Consider the following 18313-nt stretch of genomic DNA (forward strand, 5'->3'; position numbering starts at 1 on the left):
CGGGATCGGCGGGATCATTTGGAAGCTTCGCCCTTCAGCGCGGCGAGGGGCTCGCCCTCGCAGGACAGCGCGGTGGTACGCATCGCGCCGATCCGGGACAGCTGTTCGTCCTGTGGCAGTGCCTTGAGTTCCTTCCACACCGGGCGGGCCGCGGCGGTCTGCGCGGCCGCGGAGTACCCGTTGCCCGCGAGGGGTTGGAGGTCGCCGGTCACCCAGGCGACCGCGACGCTCTGCGTGGCCGGGTCGGCCGCCGTACCGCCCCAGCCGACGGGGACGCACATCGGCACCACGGCCTGCGCGATCAGGGCCCGGGTCAGCTCCTCGCCCCGCACGCCGGTGATCATGTCGTCGTCGAAGTCGAACAGCACGCTCTCGCGGGACCACCGTGGTGTGGAGCCCTGCGGCGGTACGGCGGCGTTCTCCCGGACCGAGACCGGCGCCCGGTCGCCCAGGGCGGCGTGCAGCAGGCGCAGCGCCTTCTTGCCGGGGCCCGCGACGTCGTCGAGCCGTGCGCGTTGTGTCGTCGTCACGCATACCGGGCCGTCGCAGACCAGTTCCGCGGCCGCCTTGTCGACGACGTACATCCGGCCCGGGTCGGAGGGCAGCACCAGCAGAGCGACGACCGCGCCCGCCAGGAGGGGTGCCAGTGCGGTGAGCCGGGCTCGCGGGGTCGCGGCGATCAGCAGCGCGAAGCCGGTCGCGGCCATGCCGAGCAGCCAGACCGTCTGCCCGAGGTGCACGGACACGGAGAGCGTGACGAGTGCGTCGCGCACCTCCTCCACCGTCGGTGACAGCAGCGAGACCCGGTTCGGCTCCGTGCCCGGGAACCCGCCCTCCATGACCGTCTCCGTCCGGCCCAGGGACGCGTGCATCAGGACCGTGAACACGAAGGCGGCCATGGCCGTCGCGGGCGGGGTGAGCGCGGACGGCAGGGCGCGCCCGGCCCCCATGCCCAGCACGGCCCCCGCGACGAGGAAGAACGCCCCCACCAGCGAGATCGGCAGCCAACCGGCGTGCGTGTAGGCGGTGTTGCCCCATACCTGGACCGCGCCCACCAGGACGAGGAGCGCGAAGGCCGTGGCCAGCGTGCACGCCGTCGTGCCCGCCAGCGCGGCGGCGCGGTGCCGGGCGGGCCGCGGTGTGCTGGTCAGCAGCTCGTACATCTTCGAGCGGTGGTCGCGCAGCCCTTGCAGCGCCCCGAGTCCCACGGCCAGCGGCCACAGGTAGAACAGCAGGGAGCGGGTCCACATGGCCATGGGCGTCCACTGGGCCGTCCACGCCGTGGTGCCCCGCCACCACGCGGCGTCCACCAGATACAGGAACGCCAGCGCCGGGAGCAGGACCACTGCGCCGGCCCACGGGGCGACGGAACGCCTCAACTCGATGCGCAGGATACGGCCGTTCACCAACTGCCCCTCTCCTGGGCGGGGTTGCGCAGCAGCGCCGAGTAGCCGCGCTCCAGCGGGCTGTCGCCCACGTGCTCGGGGCCGCCCGCCGCCGCGAGTTCGTCCGGGGTGCCCTGGAAGACCAGTCGGCCCTCGGCGAAGAGCACCACGTCGGTGCAGGCGGCGGCGACGTCCTCCACCAGGTGGGTCGAGACGAGCACACAGGTGTCGGTGCCCAGTTCCTGGAGCAGTTCGCGGAAGCGCAGCCGCTGCGCGGGGTCGAGGCCGACCGTCGGCTCGTCGAGGAGCAGGACCGCCGGGTCGTTGACGATGGCCTGGGCGATGCCGACGCGCCGCACCATGCCGCCCGACAGTGCCTTCATCCTGTCGTCGGCGCGGTCCGCCAGGCCCACCCGCTCCACGGCGCGCTGCACCGCGGCGGGGATGTCCGCCTTCGGCACCTCCTTCAGCCACGCCATGTACTCGACGAACTCGCGCACCGTGAAGCGCTTGTAGTAGCCGAACTCCTGGGGCAGGTAGCCGATCCGGCGGCGCAGCGCACGGTGTTCGCCCCGGCCGCCGACGGACTCGCCGAACATCTCAAGGGTGCCCTCGGTGGGGCGCAGCACGGTGGCCAGCGTCCGGATGAGGGTGGTCTTGCCCGCCCCGTTGGGACCGAGCAGGCCGTGGACACCGGTGCCGAGCCGCAGGTCGAGGCCGTCGACGGCCATCCGTTTCCTGCCGACCCTGACCTTCAGCCCGGTGGCCCGGATCTCCCATGCGTAGGCCGTCGGCGCGAGGTCGGCCGCGTTGACCGCGGACGTCATGTGGTGTTCCTTTCGGTTGGCTCTTGCGTTGCTCATCGCTTGTCCGGCTCGTTGCTCATCGCTCGGCTCTCGCGTTGTTGATCGCTCGGCTCTCGTGTTGCTCATCGATGGGTCTCCAGGACGGAGTACGCGCTTCTGCGGGCGATCACGACCGCGATGCCGAGCGCGAGGAGCAGCCCCCACGCGGGCAGACCTTCGGGCCGCAGGACGACGGCCGTCCGGCTGGTGGCCACGGTCGGCGCCATGACCAGGGCGGCCCATACGGCGGCGAGCGCGACGGCGGCGCGGGTCACCCCGACGGCACCACCGAGCGCCAGCGTCGCCGCGGTGAAGGCCAGGCAGGGCAGCAGCCACTGGGCCACCATCACCCCGGTCAGCCACCCGCACACCAGCAGCACGGGGACGACCACGCCGAGCACGGACGCGGTACGCCGCAGGACCAGTTGGAGCCCGGCCCTGGGCGCCGAGGCGGTCAGCTCGTACGCCGGGTCCAGGCCGCGGGCCCAGGACGCCGCGACGCCGAGCACGGGCAGGACCGGCGAGAACAGCAGCACCATCGACACGTCGCCCGTGCCGGCGCCGACCACGTCGAGCAGCAGGGCCAGCAGTGTCACGCCCACGACCATGGCCAGCCACGGCACCATCGCGGGCGTCATCCACCGCGAGAGCCGCGACAGGCACACCTGTCGGAACCGTCCGCGCCGCATCGTGGCAGTGACCGCCACCCGGGGCTCCAGGCCGGCCCACACGGTGTCGACCAGTGACAGCACCGCGGGCACCTCGGCGGCGACCACGGCGGACAGCCGGTCGCGGCACACCCGGCACGCCTCCAGGTGGGCCTCCACGGCCCACACCTCGTCGGCGGCGAGGTCCGCGCCGCCACGCGCGTACCCCTCGATGATCCGCACCGACGCGTGTTCCCCACTCATACCAGCGCCCTCCGCATCGCCGTCCGGGCCCGGCGGGCACGGGTCTTGACCGTGCCCTCGGGCAGCCCGAGCAGGACCGCGGTCTCCCGGACGGACAGCCCGTCGAGCACCATGGCCTGCAGTACCTGTCTCAACTCCGGCGCGAGGTGGCGCAGCGCGTCCCCGACCTCACCGCCGACGGTCTCCGCGAGCGCCTCCTCCTCGGCGGCGGGCGCGGCGTCCGGCACGGCGGCGGCCGGCGGGGGCTCCGCGTGGTGGGCCCTGCGCCGGAACGCGTCGACCAGGCGCCGCGCCGCGATCGTCCACAGCCAGCCGGTGGCCGTCCCGCCGACGGCGGCCCCTGCGAACGCGCCCGCGGCGCGCCACACCGCCAGGTAGGTCTCCTGCATGACCTCCGCGACGATCTGCTCGTCCCCGCAGCGGCGACGCAGGCGCACCGCCAGCCACGGCGACGTACGCCGGTACAACTCCTCGAATGCGGCACGGTCGCCCTTCGCCACGAGCCGGACGAGACGTTCCTCGTCGACCTCGTGCAGCGGTGCCCTGGCTGATCTCACACCTGCTAGACGCGGGGCCTTCGCGTCAGGTTTTCACTTGGCCGTGATCCGCGTCACACACGAGCGAGGTATCGCAGCGCGACCGCCAAGCGGCGCACCGCTGCCCCGCAGAGGGTCCAAGGGCTCCCGACTGCACCCATTTCCGCGATAAGCACGCCGCGTGAGCACCGGGGCCCGCATCATGGCGACCGCACCCGCTACAGAAACGGCCACCATGACCGAAATGCACTACGCCCCTGCGGCGGTCAGTCTGACCAAGGTGCAGGCCGAGGCCCCGGGCCTCGTCAGCCTCTACAAGGCCGCGGGCGCCAGCCTGCGCACACATGGCCTTGAGGGAGTACGCGCCGCCGTGTACCTGGTCCTGGACCGGTCCGGATCGATGCGGCCCTACTACAAGGACGGCACCATGCAGCACTTCGGTGAACAGGTGCTGTCCTTGTCCGCCCACCTCGACGACGACGGCACCGTGCCCGTCGTGTTCTTCTCCACGGACGTCGACGGATCCACCGACCTGCGCCTCGGCAACTACCCGGGCCGCATCGACAAGCTGCACGAGAACCTCGGCCACATGGGGCGGACGAACTACCACTGGGCCATGGACGAGGTCATCGACCACTACCTCGCGTCCGACAGCACCGATCCCGCCCTGGTCATCTTCCAGACGGACGGCGGGCCCACCAGCAAGGCCGCTGCCGAACGCTATCTGTGCAAGGCCGCCCGCCTGCCCCTGTTCTGGCAGTTCGTCGGCTTCGGCGACCCCGACGACAACGAGTTCGCCTTCCTGCACCGCCTCGACACCCTGGCCGCACCCGCCTGCCGCATCGTCGACAACGCGGGCTTCTTCCACGCCGGTCTCGACCCCCGCACCCTGGACGACGGTCTGCTGTACGACCGGCTTCTGCAGGAGTTCCCGCACTGGCTGACAGCCGCGCGCACCGCCCGGGTCATCGCATAGGCGAAGCGGCTCCTCGTCGGAGGAGTCCGCGGGGAGCGGGCCGGTGGGTCGTCACCGCGTGCCGCCCGGCGGCGTTGCGGTGCCGCGTTCGGTGGGTGGTGTGAGGGGCGGAGGCGTCGGGTCGTGGCGCAGGGCGTCAAGGACGACGCGGACGGATGCGCGGGTTGGGGTGCCGCGGCGGACGGCGGCGGTGATGGTGCGGGTGACGGGGGTGGCGAGTTCGCGCGTGGTCACGTCGTAGCGGCTGTGGGCGACGGCGAGGGCCGGGAGGAGGGTGATCGACAGTCCGGCCTCGACGTGTTGCAGCGCCATCATGTAGTTGCTGAAACGGCACACCACCCGCGGTTCGAAGCGGGCCTGGCGGCACAGGCGCCGGGCCAGGTTGGCCATGTAGGACTGGGGCATGTCGAAGGCCCAGGCCTCGTGCGCGAAGGCGGCCAGGTCCACGGGGCCGCGTCCGGCGGGATGGCCGGGAGGCAGGACCAGCAGCACCGGGTCCTCGGCCAGCGGCACCAGGTCGAGGTCCGGGCCGAGCGGAAGTTCGTCGAAGTCGGTCGTGGTGATGATGATGTCCGCGTCCGCCATGCGCAGGGCGGGCATGCTCGCGTGCGGTTCTAGTTCGAGGATCTCGACGTCCAGGTGCGGGTGGGCGGCCGCGAGCCGGGTCACCGCAGGGACGGCCAGCGTGTGGATGGCGCTCTGGAACGCGCCCAGCCGGACCAGCCCCGACGGCTCCTCACCGAAGCCGCGCAACTCGCTCTCGACGCCGTCCATGTGGTCGAGGATCGCGCGGGCCCGCTGGGCGAGGATCAGCCCGGCGGACGTCAGCCGTACCCGCCGCCCCGTGCGTTCCAGCAGTTTGGTGCCGGTCTCGGCCTCCAGGACGGCGAGCTGCTGGGAGACGCTCGACGGGCTGAGATGGCCGGCCTGCGCCACCGCGCGGACCGTACCGAGCGTGTCCAGCTGGCTGAGCAGCCTCAGCCTCCACGGGTTCATCACCCTGGCGATTCTTGTACGGTTCTGCCGCACAGGAAAGCCGACATCGTGTGATGGACGCGAACCTCGACCCGTCCCTACCGTCGACGTCATGGCAGACGACAGGGCAGGCGACATGACCGGCACGGACCGCGACGCACAGTTCTGGCACGACGCACGGCGCCATCTGCTGCGCTACGGCGTCGCCTTCACCCCCGAGATCATCGAGCGCGCGAGCGGCAGCTTCGTGTACACCGCCGACGGCCGCCGGATCCTCGACTTCACCTCCGGCCAGATGAGCGCGATCCTGGGACACGGCCATCCACGCATCGTGGAGACCGTCCAGCGGCAGATCGCCGGCCTCGACCACCTCTTCAGTGGCATGCTCAGCCGCCCCGTCGTGGACCTCGCGCGGCGGCTGGCCGGTACGCTGCCCGACCCGCTCGACAAGGTGCTGCTGCTCACCACGGGCGCCGAGTCGAACGAGGCTGCGGTACGGATGGCGAAGCTCGTCACCGGCGGCCACGAGATCGTGTCGTTCGCCCGGTCCTGGCACGGCATGACCCAGGCCGCCGCGTCGGCGACGTACAGCGCGGGACGCAAGGGCTACGGACCCGGCGCACCGGGCAACTTCGCCATCCCCGTACCGCACTCCTATCACCCCGACATCGCGCACCCCGACGGAACGCTCGACTGGCAGCGGCAGTTGGACCTCGCCTTCGACCTCATCGACGCCCAGTCCACCGGCAGCCTGGCCGCGTGTCTGGTCGAGCCGATCCTCAGCTCGGGCGGGGTGATCGAGCCGCCCGCCGGCTACTTCGCCGCGCTGCTCCGCAAGTGCCGGGAGCGCGGAATGCTCCTCATCCTCGACGAGGCGCAGACCGGCCTGTGCCGCACGGGCACCTGGTACGCCTTCGAGCGCGACGGGGTCGTCCCCGACATCCTCACCCTGTCCAAGACACTCGGCGCGGGGCTGCCGCTCGCCGCGGTGGTCACCAGCGCGGAGATCGAGGAGCGGGCCCACGAGCGCGGCTTCCTGTTCTTCACCACCCATGTCTCCGACCCGCTCGTCGCGGCGGTGGGCAACACGGTCCTCGACGTCCTCGAAGCCGACCGCCTCGACGAACAGGCCCGTGGCCGAGGGGAGTTCCTGCGCAAGGGACTCGACGAACTCGCCGCCCGCCACCCGGTGATCGGCGACGTACGCGGCAGGGGTCTGCTCCTCGGCGTCGAGTTCGCGACGGGCGACACCGACACCTCGGCCGGGGACGCTCTGGGTGCCCGTGTCACGGGCCGCTGCCTCGAACTGGGCCTGCACATGAACATCGTCCAACTGCCGGGCATGGGCGGCACCCTGCGCATCGCCCCGCCCCTGACCGCCACCGAGGAGGAGCTGACCCTCGGCCTGGAGATCCTGGACCAGGCCCTCACGGAGGCGGGCCGGAGTGCCGGTGAGAGGTGAGCGTCGTGGCTCGATGCCGGTCGAACCGGTCAACTTACCGGGAGAATGAGCCGACTTGAGCCCTTCGGGCGGGGCTTCGTCCGCTTCGTACCTGTGCGCGGGGGCCGGGTCGTTACGATGACGGTGGTGGGGTCGGCTCCGGGATTCGTGTCTGGCGACGGTTGAGGCCCTGTCGGGCGGTCGGCCCGAACCCGGTACAGCTTCCTGCGCGGTACGGCCGCACACGATAGGCGGACGCAAGGCAACGTATCCCCCCGTGCACTTGGAGCTGTCCATGCGCATCGACCGTTCGACGCTGTCGCTCGACCAGCCCGTGTCCTCGCTCGATCCGAACCGCGGAACCCACGAGGAGGCAGCCGAGTGGCTGCGGCACGGCCCCGTGGTGCCGGTGGCGCTGCCGGACGACGTCCGTGCCTGGGCGGCCATGTCGGCCGAGGCGGCCCAGACGGTACTGGACGCGCACCCCGACCTCTCCAGCGATCCGCGGCACTGGGGTGCGTACACACGCGGGGAGATACCCGCCGGATGGCCACTGCTCAACCTCATCGTCGGGGAGTCGATGCTCAATGCCGACGGGATGGACCACCGCAGGCTTCGCCGTCTGGTGAGTCACGCGTTCACTCCGCGCCGTATCGACGCGTTCGCACCCCGGATCCGTGAGATCACCCGGGAGTTGCTGGACGACCTGGAGTCCGCGAAGCCGGGGGACGTGACCGATCTCAAGGAGGGTTTCGCCTATCCGCTCCCGCTGTTGATCATCTGCGAGCTGTTCGGTCTCACCGACCCCGATCAGCAGCGCCGATTACGCGGCCACTTCAGGACGATGCTGAGCGTCGAGGTGAGCGGCGCCGAGCGGCAGGCGGCCGCCGTCGGGCAGCGCAAGGTGCTGGCACGCCTGGTCGCCGACCGGCGCGAGGCTCCGCTCGGCGACCTGACCAGCGCGCTGATCGAGGCGTTGGACGACGAGGCCGGCAGGCTGACGGAGAAGGAACTGATCGACACCCTTGAGATCATCCTGCTGGCCGGCCACGAGACGACGGTCAACTCGCTGACCAGCACCGTCCATGCCCTGCTCACCCATCCCGACCAGCTCCGCGCGCTGCTCGGCGGCGAGCTGGACTGGCCGGCCGCCGTGGAGGCGGGCCTGCACTGGAACGCCCCGCTGCGCAACCTGTTCATGCGGTACGCGCTGCGGGACACCGTCCTGCACGGAGTGACCGTGCGCCGCGGCGAGCCGATCGTCGTCGGCCTGGCCGCCGCCAACCGCGAACAGCGCGGAACGGTCCCGGCGCGCTTCGACATCCGCGACTCCCGCCTCTACGACCGCCAGCTGGCCTTCGGCGCGGGACCGCACTTCTGCCTGGGCGCGCCCCTGGCCCGCCTGGAGAGCGCGATCGGGCTCTCCCAGCTCTTCGCCCGGTTCCCCGCCATGCGGCTGGCCGTGCCCGAGTCGGAACTGGTGCCCGTCATCTCCACGGCGATCAACGGCCTCGACGCCCTTCCGGTCGTCCTGCGGCCGGCGTCCGTCTGAGGTTTCGGCGATCCCGCCGGGCGGCTGGGCCCCTTCGCTGAGGCGAGGGGCCAGATCGCGGTGAAATGACGGTGAGAACGCGGTGAGTCGAGTTCACCGCACGGCCACCTTCGCACAACCCTTCGTACGCCTCATGGGTCACAGCTCCGAAAGCCCTTACCCCTTGTTTCCCTTTCGGACTACGGGAGTTGCCCTGTGCGCGTACGTACCCTGGCCGCCACCGCCGCCGTTGTGGCACTCACCGCCACCGGTCTGGCCCTGCCGCTCGCCGGAAGCGCCGCGGCGGCGACGACTCCGCGGTTCGACTTCAACGGCGACGGATACGCGGACATCGCGGTCGGCATGCCCGACGCGACGGTGGACGGCAAGGCCAAGGCCGGCTACATCAGCGTGATCTATGGCGGCGCGGAGAGCCCGTACCAGTCCACCGGTGTCATCAGCCAGGCCGAGGCCGGCATCCCCGGCACGCCCGAGGCAGGTGACCGTTTCGGCTCCTCCCTGGCGCCCGTCGACGTGAACGGCGACGGCTTCTTCGAGCTCGTCGTCGGCGCGAGCGGGGAGTCACTCACCTCCGACCAGCTCAAGGACGAGGGCACCATCACTGTCCTGGAGAGCCTGCAGTGGCACCCCAAGGGGACCACCGTGGCCAGGGGCACGTCCGAGTACAGCAGCATCGGCCGCACCATCGCCACGGGCGACTACGACGGCGACGGCGACACCGACCTCGCGTTCGGCGAGAACGGCGAGGAGCACGGTGCGCTCCGGTTCCGCGCGGGCCCCCTCACCGCCGACCCGGTGACACCCACCACCCTGCGCCGCTACAGCATGGGCGGCGCCACCCGTGCCCTGGCCACCGGCGACTTCGACGGCGACGGCCGCGACGACCTCGCCGCCACCTGGCGGGGCACGGAGGACTCCAGCACCTTCATCACGCGCTGGGACGACCGGGCCGGGCCGGCCCAGTGGTACGCCGACGCCGACCGCGGCAGTGCGCTCGCCGCCGCCGACTTCGACCGGGACGGCACGGACGACCTCGCGATCGGCCTCGTACAGCCCAACCCCGAGTCGGAGAGCACCCATTGCGAGAACCGGCTCGGCGGTGCGGTGCTCCTGCTCAAGGGCTCGAAGAGCGCGGACTTCGGCTCCGCGTACGAGTGCGTCACCCAGTCGAGCCCGGAGGTCGGTGGCGCCGCCGAGGAGGGCGACGACTTCGGCGCCGCGCTGTCCGCGGGCGACCTGAACGGCGACAGCCGTCCGGAACTGGTCGTCGGCGTGCCCGGTGAGGACGTGGGTACCGTGAAGGACGCGGGCGGATACGTCACGATGAACGGCACGGAGCACGGCCTCCACGGAGGGCTGGCCCGCAGCCAGAGCACCCCGAACATGCCCGGCACGGCCGAGGCCGGCGACCGCTTCGGCGCCCAGCTGGCCGTCGGCGACTACAACCGCGACGGACTGTGGGACACCGCGGTGAGCGCCCCCGGGGAGAACGCGGGTGAGCCCAGGTCCGGTGGTGTCTGGTTCGCGCCGAGCAGCACGCAGGAGACCTACCCGCTGGGCAAGTCACTGACCCCCTACGGCTTCGCGCTGCCCTACGGGGCCATCAAGTACGGCGAGGTACTGGGGCTCTAGACAGGCTCCGGGCAGTCGGACTGAGGCGGCCCCGCCCGGCGGGGAGGTGAAACGGGGCCGCCTGCGAGAGCGCCGTGAGCTCTCCGGCCGTGCGGCGCTCGATGCGACCGCCCGGGGTCCGGCGACGCCCTCTCACGGCGACTATCTCATCGGCCCGCATGCCTATGGCATATTCCAGCCATATGTTGGAGCGTGCCTCACCTGCCCGGCGACCTGCTGCGACCTGCACGGTCGCGATCTCAATAGATACTCAGGCCGTACACGGACAGCCACTCGACCACCGGCTGGTAGTAAGTGACCCCACCTACGCTGCAGTTCCCGCTGCTGCCGACGATGACGCCGATCGCCGTGCCGCCCGAGAAGGCCGGACCTCCGGTGTCTCCCGGCTCGGAGCAGATGGACGACCTGAACAGTCCGGACACCACTCCCCCGCCGTAGTTGACGGTGACATTGACCGCTTGGATGCTGCCGCAGCGGTAGCCGCCGACCCGCCCGACATGGCAGATCGACTGCCCGACCACGGGACTCGCCGCGCCCGTGATGTCGCGTGTACCGGCGCCGGCGCCCAGCGACACCTCACCCGGGTAGGAAGCGGTCGTGTTCGTGTACCGGACACTCGCGTAGTCGTTGCCCGGGAAGCTCACCCCCGCGGTGACACCGACGCTGACGGTCAGAGCGGCATCGGCGTACCAGGTGGTGGCGCCCTGAGCAAACCGACCCGAAACGAACGCGTACATGGTGGACCCGGAACGGGCGTTGAAGCCCACCGTGCAGCGGCTGACCGTGCTGTAGAGCGTGTCACCCCCACGCACCACGACAGCCGCCTGCCGCTCCGCCCGCGCATCGGCGTGACCGACCGATCCGACGGCAACGGACCAACCGAAGAACAACGCCATCACGACAAGGGCCCGGACGACGGCACGGGCAACGGCAACGGCACGAACAGCGCCTCGCGGACGCCTCACAGAACGCATGGCAATCACGACGACCCCCTACGGCATGTACGTGCCAGCATGTGACCCCGCGCACCACGATGACCAGGCTGAAAAACGCCAACAACGGGACGCCGGAGACACTTTCGGCGTCCCGTCGGGCCAGGCGGCTGCTTTGGCGCTCAAGCGTTGCGCCTCGGCCGCGCCCGGCCCGGCTCGCCGACCTGACCACCCCTTCAAGGGTTCAGGCGGCGAAGCCGATGTTGGTGACGTATTCGTACTGGCCCCACTGGGAGCCGAGGTCGATGACCTGGTCGACCCAGGCCTCGTCCAGCTGCCGGTCGTCGCCGGCCGTCCACGCGCTGACGATCCGGTCCCAGTTGCGCACGTTGAGATGCCGCAGCTCCACCGCGCGCTGGCGCGGCCGGTCGACCTGGGACTGGTTGATCGGGTGGATCTCCACGCGGGTGCCGCGGCCGTCACGGTTGAGGCGGGCTGTGAGGTAGCGGGCGACGTTCTCGCGCCGCACCGTGCGGTAGGCCTGCTCGATGCGCTCCAGATTCTTCCGTGTCGGACTGCGGGTACCGGCCTGCCAGGCACGCAGGGTGCGGTCGGTGACCGTCAGGCCCGCTGCGCGGGCCGCCTGACGGGCGTGGGTGGTGCGGGTGAGGTAGTGGAGGCGGGCCTGCAGGCCGCGGCGGGCGGAGACGGGGGTGGCGATGTAGCCGGCCAGGTCGTCCAACTGGCGGGCGACGGCCTCGTGGCCCTTGAGGCCGCGAGCACCGTACTTACCGAATTCGATGTTCCGCTCAGGCATCGTCTCTTCCGGGTTCTCGGGTGTGGATCACTGTACGGGGGCTGTGAGCTCCCCTCTCCCGACCCGGCGGGGTAAGTGGACGCCAGGTCGGGGGGAACAGCGTCAGGAAGCGTCCGGCGAGGGCTCGGCGGCGGCACTGGGGTCGGTGCCGACGGTGTAGGTGTCCTTGACCTTCACCTCGGCCACGCCGCGGCCTTCGGGGAAGACGGCCCGCCAGTCGCCGGTGACGTGGAGTTCGTCGGTACCCATCGCACGGACGACCATCAGGCCTTCGTCGTAGGCGCGGTGGGCTTTCCACCACAGGTTCGCGAAGGCCTGGGCGCGGATGAGGTGCATCCAGTCGGTGCGGTAGAGCTCGCGGTTGTAGTTCGACTCCCCCAGGGTGGAGACGAACTTGGAGTACATGGCCTTCACGTACTCCAGCGTCACCTGGTCGTCGTCGGAGATCGCCCGGTCCCGGGCGTCCTTCAGCGCGATGCGGAACTTCTCCAATAGCCCCTCGGTCGCCCCGGACGTCCACGACTCGTGGATCTCGGGCGGGTCGCACATCCCGTACTTCGGCCCGGACAGGCGCAGCAGGAGGCGCAGGGTGGGTTCGGTGACCCACAGGGGGCCGGGTTCGTCACGGTTGCCGATCGGGTTGGGCAGGTAGGGGTCGTGCTCCCAGGCGGGTGGGGTGATCAGGTGCAGGCCGGCGCGGCGGCGGTCGTGGTGATTGCCGGTGGAGTGTTCCAGCTGACCGAGCGGCAGGTGGGTCTTGAGGGCGGACAGGTAGGCGCCGTTGACGTCCAGCGCGGTGATCTCGTGCACGCCCGCGGGCAGTTCGGGACGGCTCCACTTGGGGCGGGCCTCCCACACCTGGTCGGCGCCGCGTGCCGTCTGCTTGCGCAGGATGTCCGGCAGCCACGGATGCGCGACGACGTCGTAACGCCCGCCCTTGCGGGTGTCGTCCAGCAGCGCCATCGCATCCGGGATCGCCCGCTTGATCAGAGCGGCGGTCGCCGCCTCGACATCCCCGGCGTGTTCGGCGAGCGCGGCCGCCACCGCAGCGCCGATCCGGTCCGGGGCGTCGGCGGCCTGCAGACGGCGGCCGACCGGGACGACCTTCACGCCGGACGCCGCGGGGCGCGACTTCCTGGCGGGCGCCGGCTGCCGCGGTGCAGTGCGAGGCGCGGGCTTCTCTGCCTGCGCGGGCACGGACGCAGGTGCGGCCGGGGCACACTCGGCGGGGTCCAGGTGCTGGGGGAACCCTTCGACCTGATGGCGGGCCGGCTGCCCGCACAGTACGCACGGCTGCGCGACAGCCAGCACGTCGCCGCCGCCGTCATCGTCGTGCGACTCCGGGGTCTGACCAGCTTGCGCCGAGTCAGGTTCCGTCGGCTCGTCGTCGCCGGGCTCCGCGTCGGTCGCGGCCGCGGTGTTCTCGGTGACGGCCTCCAGCTTGGTGCGGGCGCCCTCAAGGAAGTACGCGTATTTCTCCCGCACCTCCCCGCTCGGGTCCCGCCCGGACTCCCAGCCGCCCACCGTGGAGGGGCCGACCCCCAGAGCCTGTGCGAGCTGTGCGCGCGAGAGGTGCAGGCCCTCGCGCAGCCGGCGCCGTTCCTCGGCCGACGGCAGCGGAGTCCGCTCCGACGACGCGGTTGCGAGCAGGGCGTCGATCGCCTCGAAGTCCGCCATCAGATCGTCCCGTCCACGGCCGCAGGGCGAACACCGGAAGCCGGGCGGCCAGGCATACGGCGGCGCCCCGGAGGCAGGGCCTCGACGGCCCGGGTCGGACCGGCCAGAAGGTCGTACGCGGTGATGCCGTAGTGCGCCGCCACCGCCTCGCAGTCGGCCAGGCTCCACGCAGCAGCCCCCGACTGACGACGGCTCACCTGCGCCTGACTCACCCCCAGCGCGGCGGCGAGCTCGGTCTGCGACTCACCGGCCGCATGAAGGAGCGCGGCAACGGCCGATCGCATCCGCTCCTCAAGGCTCATACTCACGCCGACACCTTACCACGTAAAGCCCACCAATCATTCGTAATCTGCATGATGAATGCGTGAAAGTACGCCGATCGGGTACGTGGATCGGGTCCGAGGTAAGTTCAGCTTTTCTGTCTCGTACCGTCAGACCTGCCGACGAGAAGAACAACAGGGAACGCGCCGTCCTGGGGACGGGCATGGGGCTGTACCGTTCCCACCGGTGACGTCCCGTCTGATTCCGACCGTCCGAGGCCCCGTGCGACGATTCCTTGCCCGCCTCTGGCGGCTCCTGCGCCCCCTTCAGAACCGCATTGTGTGGACCCTGAACGCCAAATTCGTGGTGGGCGTGATCGGTGTCGTGCGTGACGACGAGGGACGGGTCCTGCTGCTCCGGCACCGTATGTGGTCGCCGAACCGCCAATGGGGTCTGCCCAGCGGTTTCGCACACAAGGGTGAGGACTTCCGGAACACCGTGGTTCGCGAGGTCAAGGAGGAGACCGGTCTCGATGTGGAAGTGGGCCGTCTGGTCATGCTGAACAGCGGCTTCCGTACCCGCATGGAGGTGGCCTACGAGGCACGGCTCCTCGGCGGTGAGCTGCGCCTCGACCCCTTCGAGATCCTGGAAGCCCGCTGGTGCCGCCCCGATGACCTCCCCCAGGGCATCCAGCCCGTGTGCCTGCCCCTGGTACGCGGCGAAACCACCCCCTGAGAACGTCGTGGGACGCCTGTAGGGGCGCAAGGGGAATCTGCGGATGCGCGCACGTGCGACCTGCGTGAGCCTGAAGTCATGACAGATCCGCGCGTGCCACCACAGGAAACGCCCCCGGTTGAAGGCTCAATCGCCGAGGCACATGAGGAACGCGCGGATGGAGGGATGTGGGAACACCCCGGCGTCTGGGTCTGGCTGATCGTCATCGGCGCCGTGATCGTCGCGGGCTTCTTCATCGCCCGCATCTTCGCTCTCTGAGCTTGTTCTGCGACCTCTGATCTCTGGATCTCTGGAGGCGGTCCCAGCGCTGCCAGTCACCAGGTTCGGACAGCGTCTGGGTGTAGACGGGATCGCCGTCGGCCACTAGGCGAGTTTAGGAAGACTGCCCCAGCGGGGTGGCGGAGCGGACTACAGAGTCGTACGTACGGGCGTCGACCCACTGGCCCGTCAGGGCGTCGTCCGGTTCGCCGGGCGCCGCGGAGAACAGCGGAGTGCCGGGGCGGGCGGCGTCGTGGCCACGGGCGAGGGTGATGTGCGGTTGCCAGCGCTCGGGGGCGTGGATCGGATTGAGTCGTCCGCAGCTCGGGGTGTCGCACAGGATGCGCCATACCGCTTCGTGCAGGTGGAGCAAGGCTTCGTCGGGCCGGACGGCCCAGGCCAGGACAGGCGTCCGGCTGGCGAACCGCACCGTCCCGTCGAGGCGCAGGGGGACGGGCAGTACGGCGAGGGCGTCCTGGAGCCGGACGCGTACCTCGGGCACGAGTGTGTCGGCCGTGGCGAGCGTGAGGTGGGGGCGGTTCGTCGGGTGCCGGTGAGTGGCCTGGCTGGGCAGACCGGCATCCGACAGGCGGCGCCACACACCGCGTACGGTCCGCTCGGTCGTCGCGTCGGGCAGCAGCTCGACAGTCTCCACACCGCCAGCGTACGACTCCGTAGGGCGCGGTCGCGCGGCCCGGCACGTCACTGGACGACGGCATGTGATGCACGCCACGGGGAAGACGCCTGAGCACACCTAAGACATGTGCTGCTCACGGTCAACGGAAAGCGAGGCCCGCGGATGGCTCACTATGGTCAGCCTGCCTACCCCTATCCCGGACATCACCAGGACCCTGCGTCCAGGACCAGCAACGGTCTGGCGGTCGCGGCCCTGGTGCTCGGCATCGCGGCCTGCGTGTTCTTCTGGACGGTCTTCGGGGGCGTCCTCCTGGGCCTGGTGGGGCTGGTACTCGGAATCATCGCCGCCCGGCGTGCCCGCGGCGGACGTGCCCCGCACCGGGGCATGGCCATCGTGGGCGCGGTCCTGAGCGCCCTCGCCGTCATCGCGTCGTCCGTCATCGTCGCGATCGGCGTCTCCTTCCTCACCTCGGACTCGTTCAAGGACTACAACGACTGCGTCCAGCACGCGGACAACAAGTCCGAACGCGACCAGTGTTCCAAGGACTTCGAACGCGACATCAACGGCAACTGACTGTCCTGGCACAGCTCATCGAGCCGTCGTGTCAGAAGAGGTGGGCGTGCGGGTGCTGTGTCATGTTGTCCAGGATCTCGCGCCGCCACGGGCTGCGGACCGCCGGTAGTCGGACCAGGGAGTGGTCGGGCGCGTGGATGCCGGGGCCGCGCATCGCCGAAGAGGGCGTTCGGTTCAGGAGCGTTGGCCTGTGGCTCCCTCATCGAACGCCCTCTCATCTGCCGCGGAGCAGCCCGGTCAGGCGGAGACGCTTCGGACCGCCTCGCGGATGAGGTCCGCGACCTTCTTGGGGTGGGCGAGCATGACCAGGTGGGACGAGTCGACCTCGGTCGTGGTCATGCCGGCGCGCTCGTAGCCGAAGCGCTCGACGTCGGGGTTGATGGTGTGGTCCGAGGTGGACACCAGGCCCCAGGACGGCTTGGTCTTCCAGGCCGCGACCGGGGCCGCCTCGGCGAAGGCCGCACCTGCCAGCGGACGCTGGGAGACGGCGAGCACCCGGGCCAGGTCCGGGTCCACGTCGGCGGCGAAGATGGCGGGGAACTTGTCGATCTCGACGGTGACATCCGTGCCGGGCTCGTCCGAACCCTCGACCGGGAACGGCGTGTACACCAGGGCCGAGGCGAGGTCGGAGTCGGGGAACCGGCCCTGCAGCTCGCCCAGGCTCTCGCCCTCCTCCAGGGCGTAACCGGCCACGAAGACAAGGGCCTTCACGTTGTCCTCGACGCCCGCGACGGTGATGACGGCACCGCCGTAGGAATGCCCCACCAGGACGACGGGGCCGGATACGGCGCGTACGACCGAGGCGATGTAGGCGGCGTCCCCGGTCAGGCTGCGGTTGGGCACGGCCGGGACGAGCACCTTCAGGCCGTCGGCCAGCAGCTCGGGGACGACCCGGGCGAAGCTGGACGCGTCGGCGAAGGCGCCGTGCACCAGGACGACGGTGGGCGTGGAGTCGGTCATGGGACTTCCTTGTCGGGAGTGGATTTCCTTGCCGTCGTGTGCGGCATGAGATGCCCCGGGCGCGGGTGGCCGTCACGCGCGGACCGTTCCGTCCGTGGTGACGGCCTCGCCCGGATCAGCCCGCGTGCAGGGCCTCGTGCAGCGTGCTTACGGCCAAGGAGATCGCGGTGTCCGCGGCGTGGGTCTCGCGCAGGGCGTTGAGCATCACGAAGTCGTGGATGACGCCCTGGAACCGGACGGCGGTGACGGCCACGCCGGCCTCGCGCAGCTTGTTGGCGTAGGCCTCGCCCTCGTCGCGCAGGACGTCGGCCTCACCCGTGATGACCAGGGCCTTGGGCAGACCCGTGAGCTGCTCGGTGGTGGCGCGCAGCGGGGACGCGGTGATCTGGGCGCGCTCGGCCTCGTCGGTCGTGTACTGGTCCCAGAACCACTGCATGCCGTCGCGACGCAGGAAGTAGCCCGTGGCGAACTGGTGGTAGGAGTTGGTGTCGAAGTTCGCGTCGGTCACCGGGTAGAACAGGACCTGCTGGAGCAGCGGGACTCCGCCGCGCTCCTTCGCCATCAGGGTGAGGGCGGCGGTCATGTTGCCGCCGACCGAGTCACCGGCCACCGCGATCCGGGTGGCGTCCAGGTCCTTGGTCGCGCCCTGCTCGACGACCCAGCGCGCCACGGTCCAGTTCTGCTCGATGGCGACGGGGTAGCGCGCCTCGGGCGAGAGGTCGTACTCGGGGAAGACGACCGCGGCGTTGGCCCCGACGGCCAGTTCGCGCACCAGGCGGTCGTGGGTGTGGGCGTTGCCGAAGACCCAGCCGGCGCCGTGGATGTAGATGATGACCGGCAGGGTGCCCGTGGCGCCGGCGGGCTTCACGATGCGGGCCCGGACGGTGCCCGTGGGGCCGCCCGACACCGTGATCCACTCTTCGTCGATCGCCGGCTTGGCGATCTCGCCGGACTGCACCTCGTCGACGGCCTTGCGGCCGTCCGCGGGGGCGAGGTCGAAGAGGTAGGGCGGGTTGGCGGTCGCCTCGGCGAAGGCCGCGGCGGCGGGTTCGAGCACGGGCTCGACGGGCGTGAAGGCTTCGGACATGTGCGTCTCCTGGGACTGCGTGGGCACCCCGGTCGGTCCGGCGCCCTTGAGGCCACCGTAGAAGCGCTGTGCACCGGGCAGTTGTCCACGAGTGCACTCCTGTCGTCCCAGGAGTGCGGGGCC

Annotated in this window: 20 protein-coding genes; 7 read left to right on the top strand and 13 right to left on the bottom strand. The window is 70.8% G+C overall.

From position 1 onward, the window contains the following. Nucleotides 1–14: 14 nt before the first annotated feature. The 4 genes from J8N05_RS22170 to J8N05_RS22185 form a co-directional block, all read right to left on the bottom strand. Nucleotides 15–1406: a hypothetical protein gene (locus J8N05_RS22170; protein WP_210885193.1), complete on the bottom strand. Its 1392-nt coding sequence runs from the start codon at nt 1404–1406 to the stop codon at nt 15–17. Then, nucleotides 1403–2212 carry an ABC transporter ATP-binding protein gene (locus J8N05_RS22175; RefSeq protein ID WP_210885195.1) on the bottom strand — a complete coding sequence of 270 codons (810 nt, stop codon included), beginning with the start codon at nt 2210–2212 and terminating at the stop codon, nt 1403–1405. Before J8N05_RS22175 ends, J8N05_RS22170 begins: the two co-directional genes overlap by 4 nt. Before the next feature lie 101 nt (nt 2213–2313). Then, nucleotides 2314–3141: a zf-HC2 domain-containing protein gene (locus tag J8N05_RS22180; protein WP_210885197.1), complete on the bottom strand. Its 828-nt coding sequence runs from the start codon at nt 3139–3141 to the stop codon at nt 2314–2316. After that, nucleotides 3138–3698, bottom strand: coding sequence for an RNA polymerase sigma factor (locus J8N05_RS22185; RefSeq protein ID WP_383935255.1), 561 nt, complete (start codon nt 3696–3698; stop codon nt 3138–3140). Before J8N05_RS22185 ends, J8N05_RS22180 begins: the two co-directional genes overlap by 4 nt. Nucleotides 3699–3912: 214 nt before the next feature. Here J8N05_RS22185 and J8N05_RS22190 point away from each other — a divergent pair, with 214 nt between their 5' ends. Next, entirely contained in the window at nt 3913–4653 is a 741-nt protein-coding gene (locus tag J8N05_RS22190) for a vWA domain-containing protein (protein WP_210885199.1), read from the top strand. A gap of 51 nt (nt 4654–4704) precedes the next feature. Here the strand turns inward: J8N05_RS22190 and J8N05_RS22195 are convergent, their stop codons facing one another. Next, nucleotides 4705–5649, bottom strand: coding sequence for a LysR family transcriptional regulator (locus J8N05_RS22195; protein ID WP_210885200.1), 945 nt, complete (start codon nt 5647–5649; stop codon nt 4705–4707). Nucleotides 5650–5740: 91 nt separating this feature from the next. On the opposite strand from J8N05_RS22195, the gene J8N05_RS22200 reads away from it, so the two are divergent. The 3 genes from J8N05_RS22200 (at nt 5741) to J8N05_RS22210 (ending at nt 10253) form a co-directional block, all read left to right on the top strand. Continuing rightward, nucleotides 5741–7090 (top strand): aspartate aminotransferase family protein, encoded by a 1350-nt coding sequence (locus tag J8N05_RS22200; protein ID WP_384271266.1) that lies wholly within the window; start codon nt 5741–5743, stop codon nt 7088–7090. 274 nt (nt 7091–7364) lie between these two features. Continuing rightward, on the top strand, nt 7365–8621 hold the full coding sequence (locus J8N05_RS22205) for a cytochrome P450 family protein (RefSeq protein ID WP_210885201.1): 1257 nt from the start codon (nt 7365–7367) through the stop codon (nt 8619–8621). A 195-nt stretch (nt 8622–8816) separates the two neighbouring features. Continuing rightward, nucleotides 8817–10253, top strand: a complete 1437-nt coding sequence (locus J8N05_RS22210; RefSeq protein WP_210885202.1) for an FG-GAP and VCBS repeat-containing protein — start codon at nt 8817–8819, stop codon at nt 10251–10253. 239 nt (nt 10254–10492) lie between these two features. Here the strand turns inward: J8N05_RS22210 and J8N05_RS22215 are convergent, their stop codons facing one another. From J8N05_RS22215 to J8N05_RS22230, 4 genes are all read right to left on the bottom strand, one after another. Then, a complete protein-coding gene (locus J8N05_RS22215) occupies nt 10493–11149 on the bottom strand; it encodes a S1 family peptidase (RefSeq protein ID WP_247706402.1) in 657 nt (218 codons plus the stop codon). Nucleotides 11150–11429: 280 nt separating this feature from the next. Beyond that, nucleotides 11430–12002: a transcriptional regulator gene (locus tag J8N05_RS22220; RefSeq protein ID WP_210885204.1), complete on the bottom strand. Its 573-nt coding sequence runs from the start codon at nt 12000–12002 to the stop codon at nt 11430–11432. A gap of 102 nt (nt 12003–12104) precedes the next feature. Further along, entirely contained in the window at nt 12105–13679 is a 1575-nt protein-coding gene (locus J8N05_RS22225; protein WP_210885205.1) for a helix-turn-helix domain-containing protein, read from the bottom strand. Continuing rightward, complete coding sequence (locus J8N05_RS22230; protein WP_210890302.1) at nt 13679–13981, bottom strand: helix-turn-helix domain-containing protein; 303 nt, start codon at nt 13979–13981, stop codon at nt 13679–13681. Before J8N05_RS22230 ends, J8N05_RS22225 begins: the two co-directional genes overlap by 1 nt. 241 nt (nt 13982–14222) lie before the next feature. Here J8N05_RS22230 and J8N05_RS22235 point away from each other — a divergent pair, with 241 nt between their 5' ends. After that, nucleotides 14223–14675, top strand: a complete 453-nt coding sequence (locus tag J8N05_RS22235; RefSeq protein WP_210885207.1) for an NUDIX hydrolase — start codon at nt 14223–14225, stop codon at nt 14673–14675. A 78-nt stretch (nt 14676–14753) separates the two neighbouring features. Beyond that, entirely contained in the window at nt 14754–14933 is a 180-nt protein-coding gene (locus tag J8N05_RS22240) for a DUF6480 family protein (protein WP_210885209.1), read from the top strand. A gap of 115 nt (nt 14934–15048) precedes the next feature. On the opposite strand, the gene J8N05_RS22245 is transcribed toward J8N05_RS22240, so the two are convergent. Beyond that, complete coding sequence (locus J8N05_RS22245) at nt 15049–15588, bottom strand: 2'-5' RNA ligase family protein (protein ID WP_210885211.1); 540 nt, start codon at nt 15586–15588, stop codon at nt 15049–15051. A 144-nt stretch (nt 15589–15732) separates the two neighbouring features. Here J8N05_RS22245 and J8N05_RS22250 point away from each other — a divergent pair, with 144 nt between their 5' ends. Continuing rightward, nucleotides 15733–16143, top strand: a complete 411-nt coding sequence (locus J8N05_RS22250) for a DUF4190 domain-containing protein (RefSeq protein WP_210885213.1) — start codon at nt 15733–15735, stop codon at nt 16141–16143. A 31-nt stretch (nt 16144–16174) separates the two neighbouring features. Here the strand turns inward: J8N05_RS22250 and J8N05_RS47970 are convergent, their stop codons facing one another. The 3 genes from J8N05_RS47970 to J8N05_RS22260 all read right to left on the bottom strand — a co-directional run bounded on the left by J8N05_RS47970 (nt 16175) and on the right by J8N05_RS22260 (nt 18190). Continuing rightward, on the bottom strand, nt 16175–16297 hold the full coding sequence (locus tag J8N05_RS47970; protein ID WP_282108164.1) for a hypothetical protein: 123 nt from the start codon (nt 16295–16297) through the stop codon (nt 16175–16177). 83 nt (nt 16298–16380) lie between these two features. After that, nucleotides 16381–17103: an alpha/beta fold hydrolase gene (locus J8N05_RS22255; protein ID WP_210885215.1), complete on the bottom strand. Its 723-nt coding sequence runs from the start codon at nt 17101–17103 to the stop codon at nt 16381–16383. Nucleotides 17104–17218: 115 nt separating this feature from the next. Further along, nucleotides 17219–18190 (bottom strand): alpha/beta hydrolase, encoded by a 972-nt coding sequence (locus tag J8N05_RS22260; protein WP_210885216.1) that lies wholly within the window; start codon nt 18188–18190, stop codon nt 17219–17221. Between the last annotated feature and the right edge of the window lie 123 nt (nt 18191–18313).

This window comes from Streptomyces liliiviolaceus, from assembly GCF_018070025.1.
Taxonomy (GTDB): domain Bacteria; phylum Actinomycetota; class Actinomycetes; order Streptomycetales; family Streptomycetaceae; genus Streptomyces; species Streptomyces liliiviolaceus.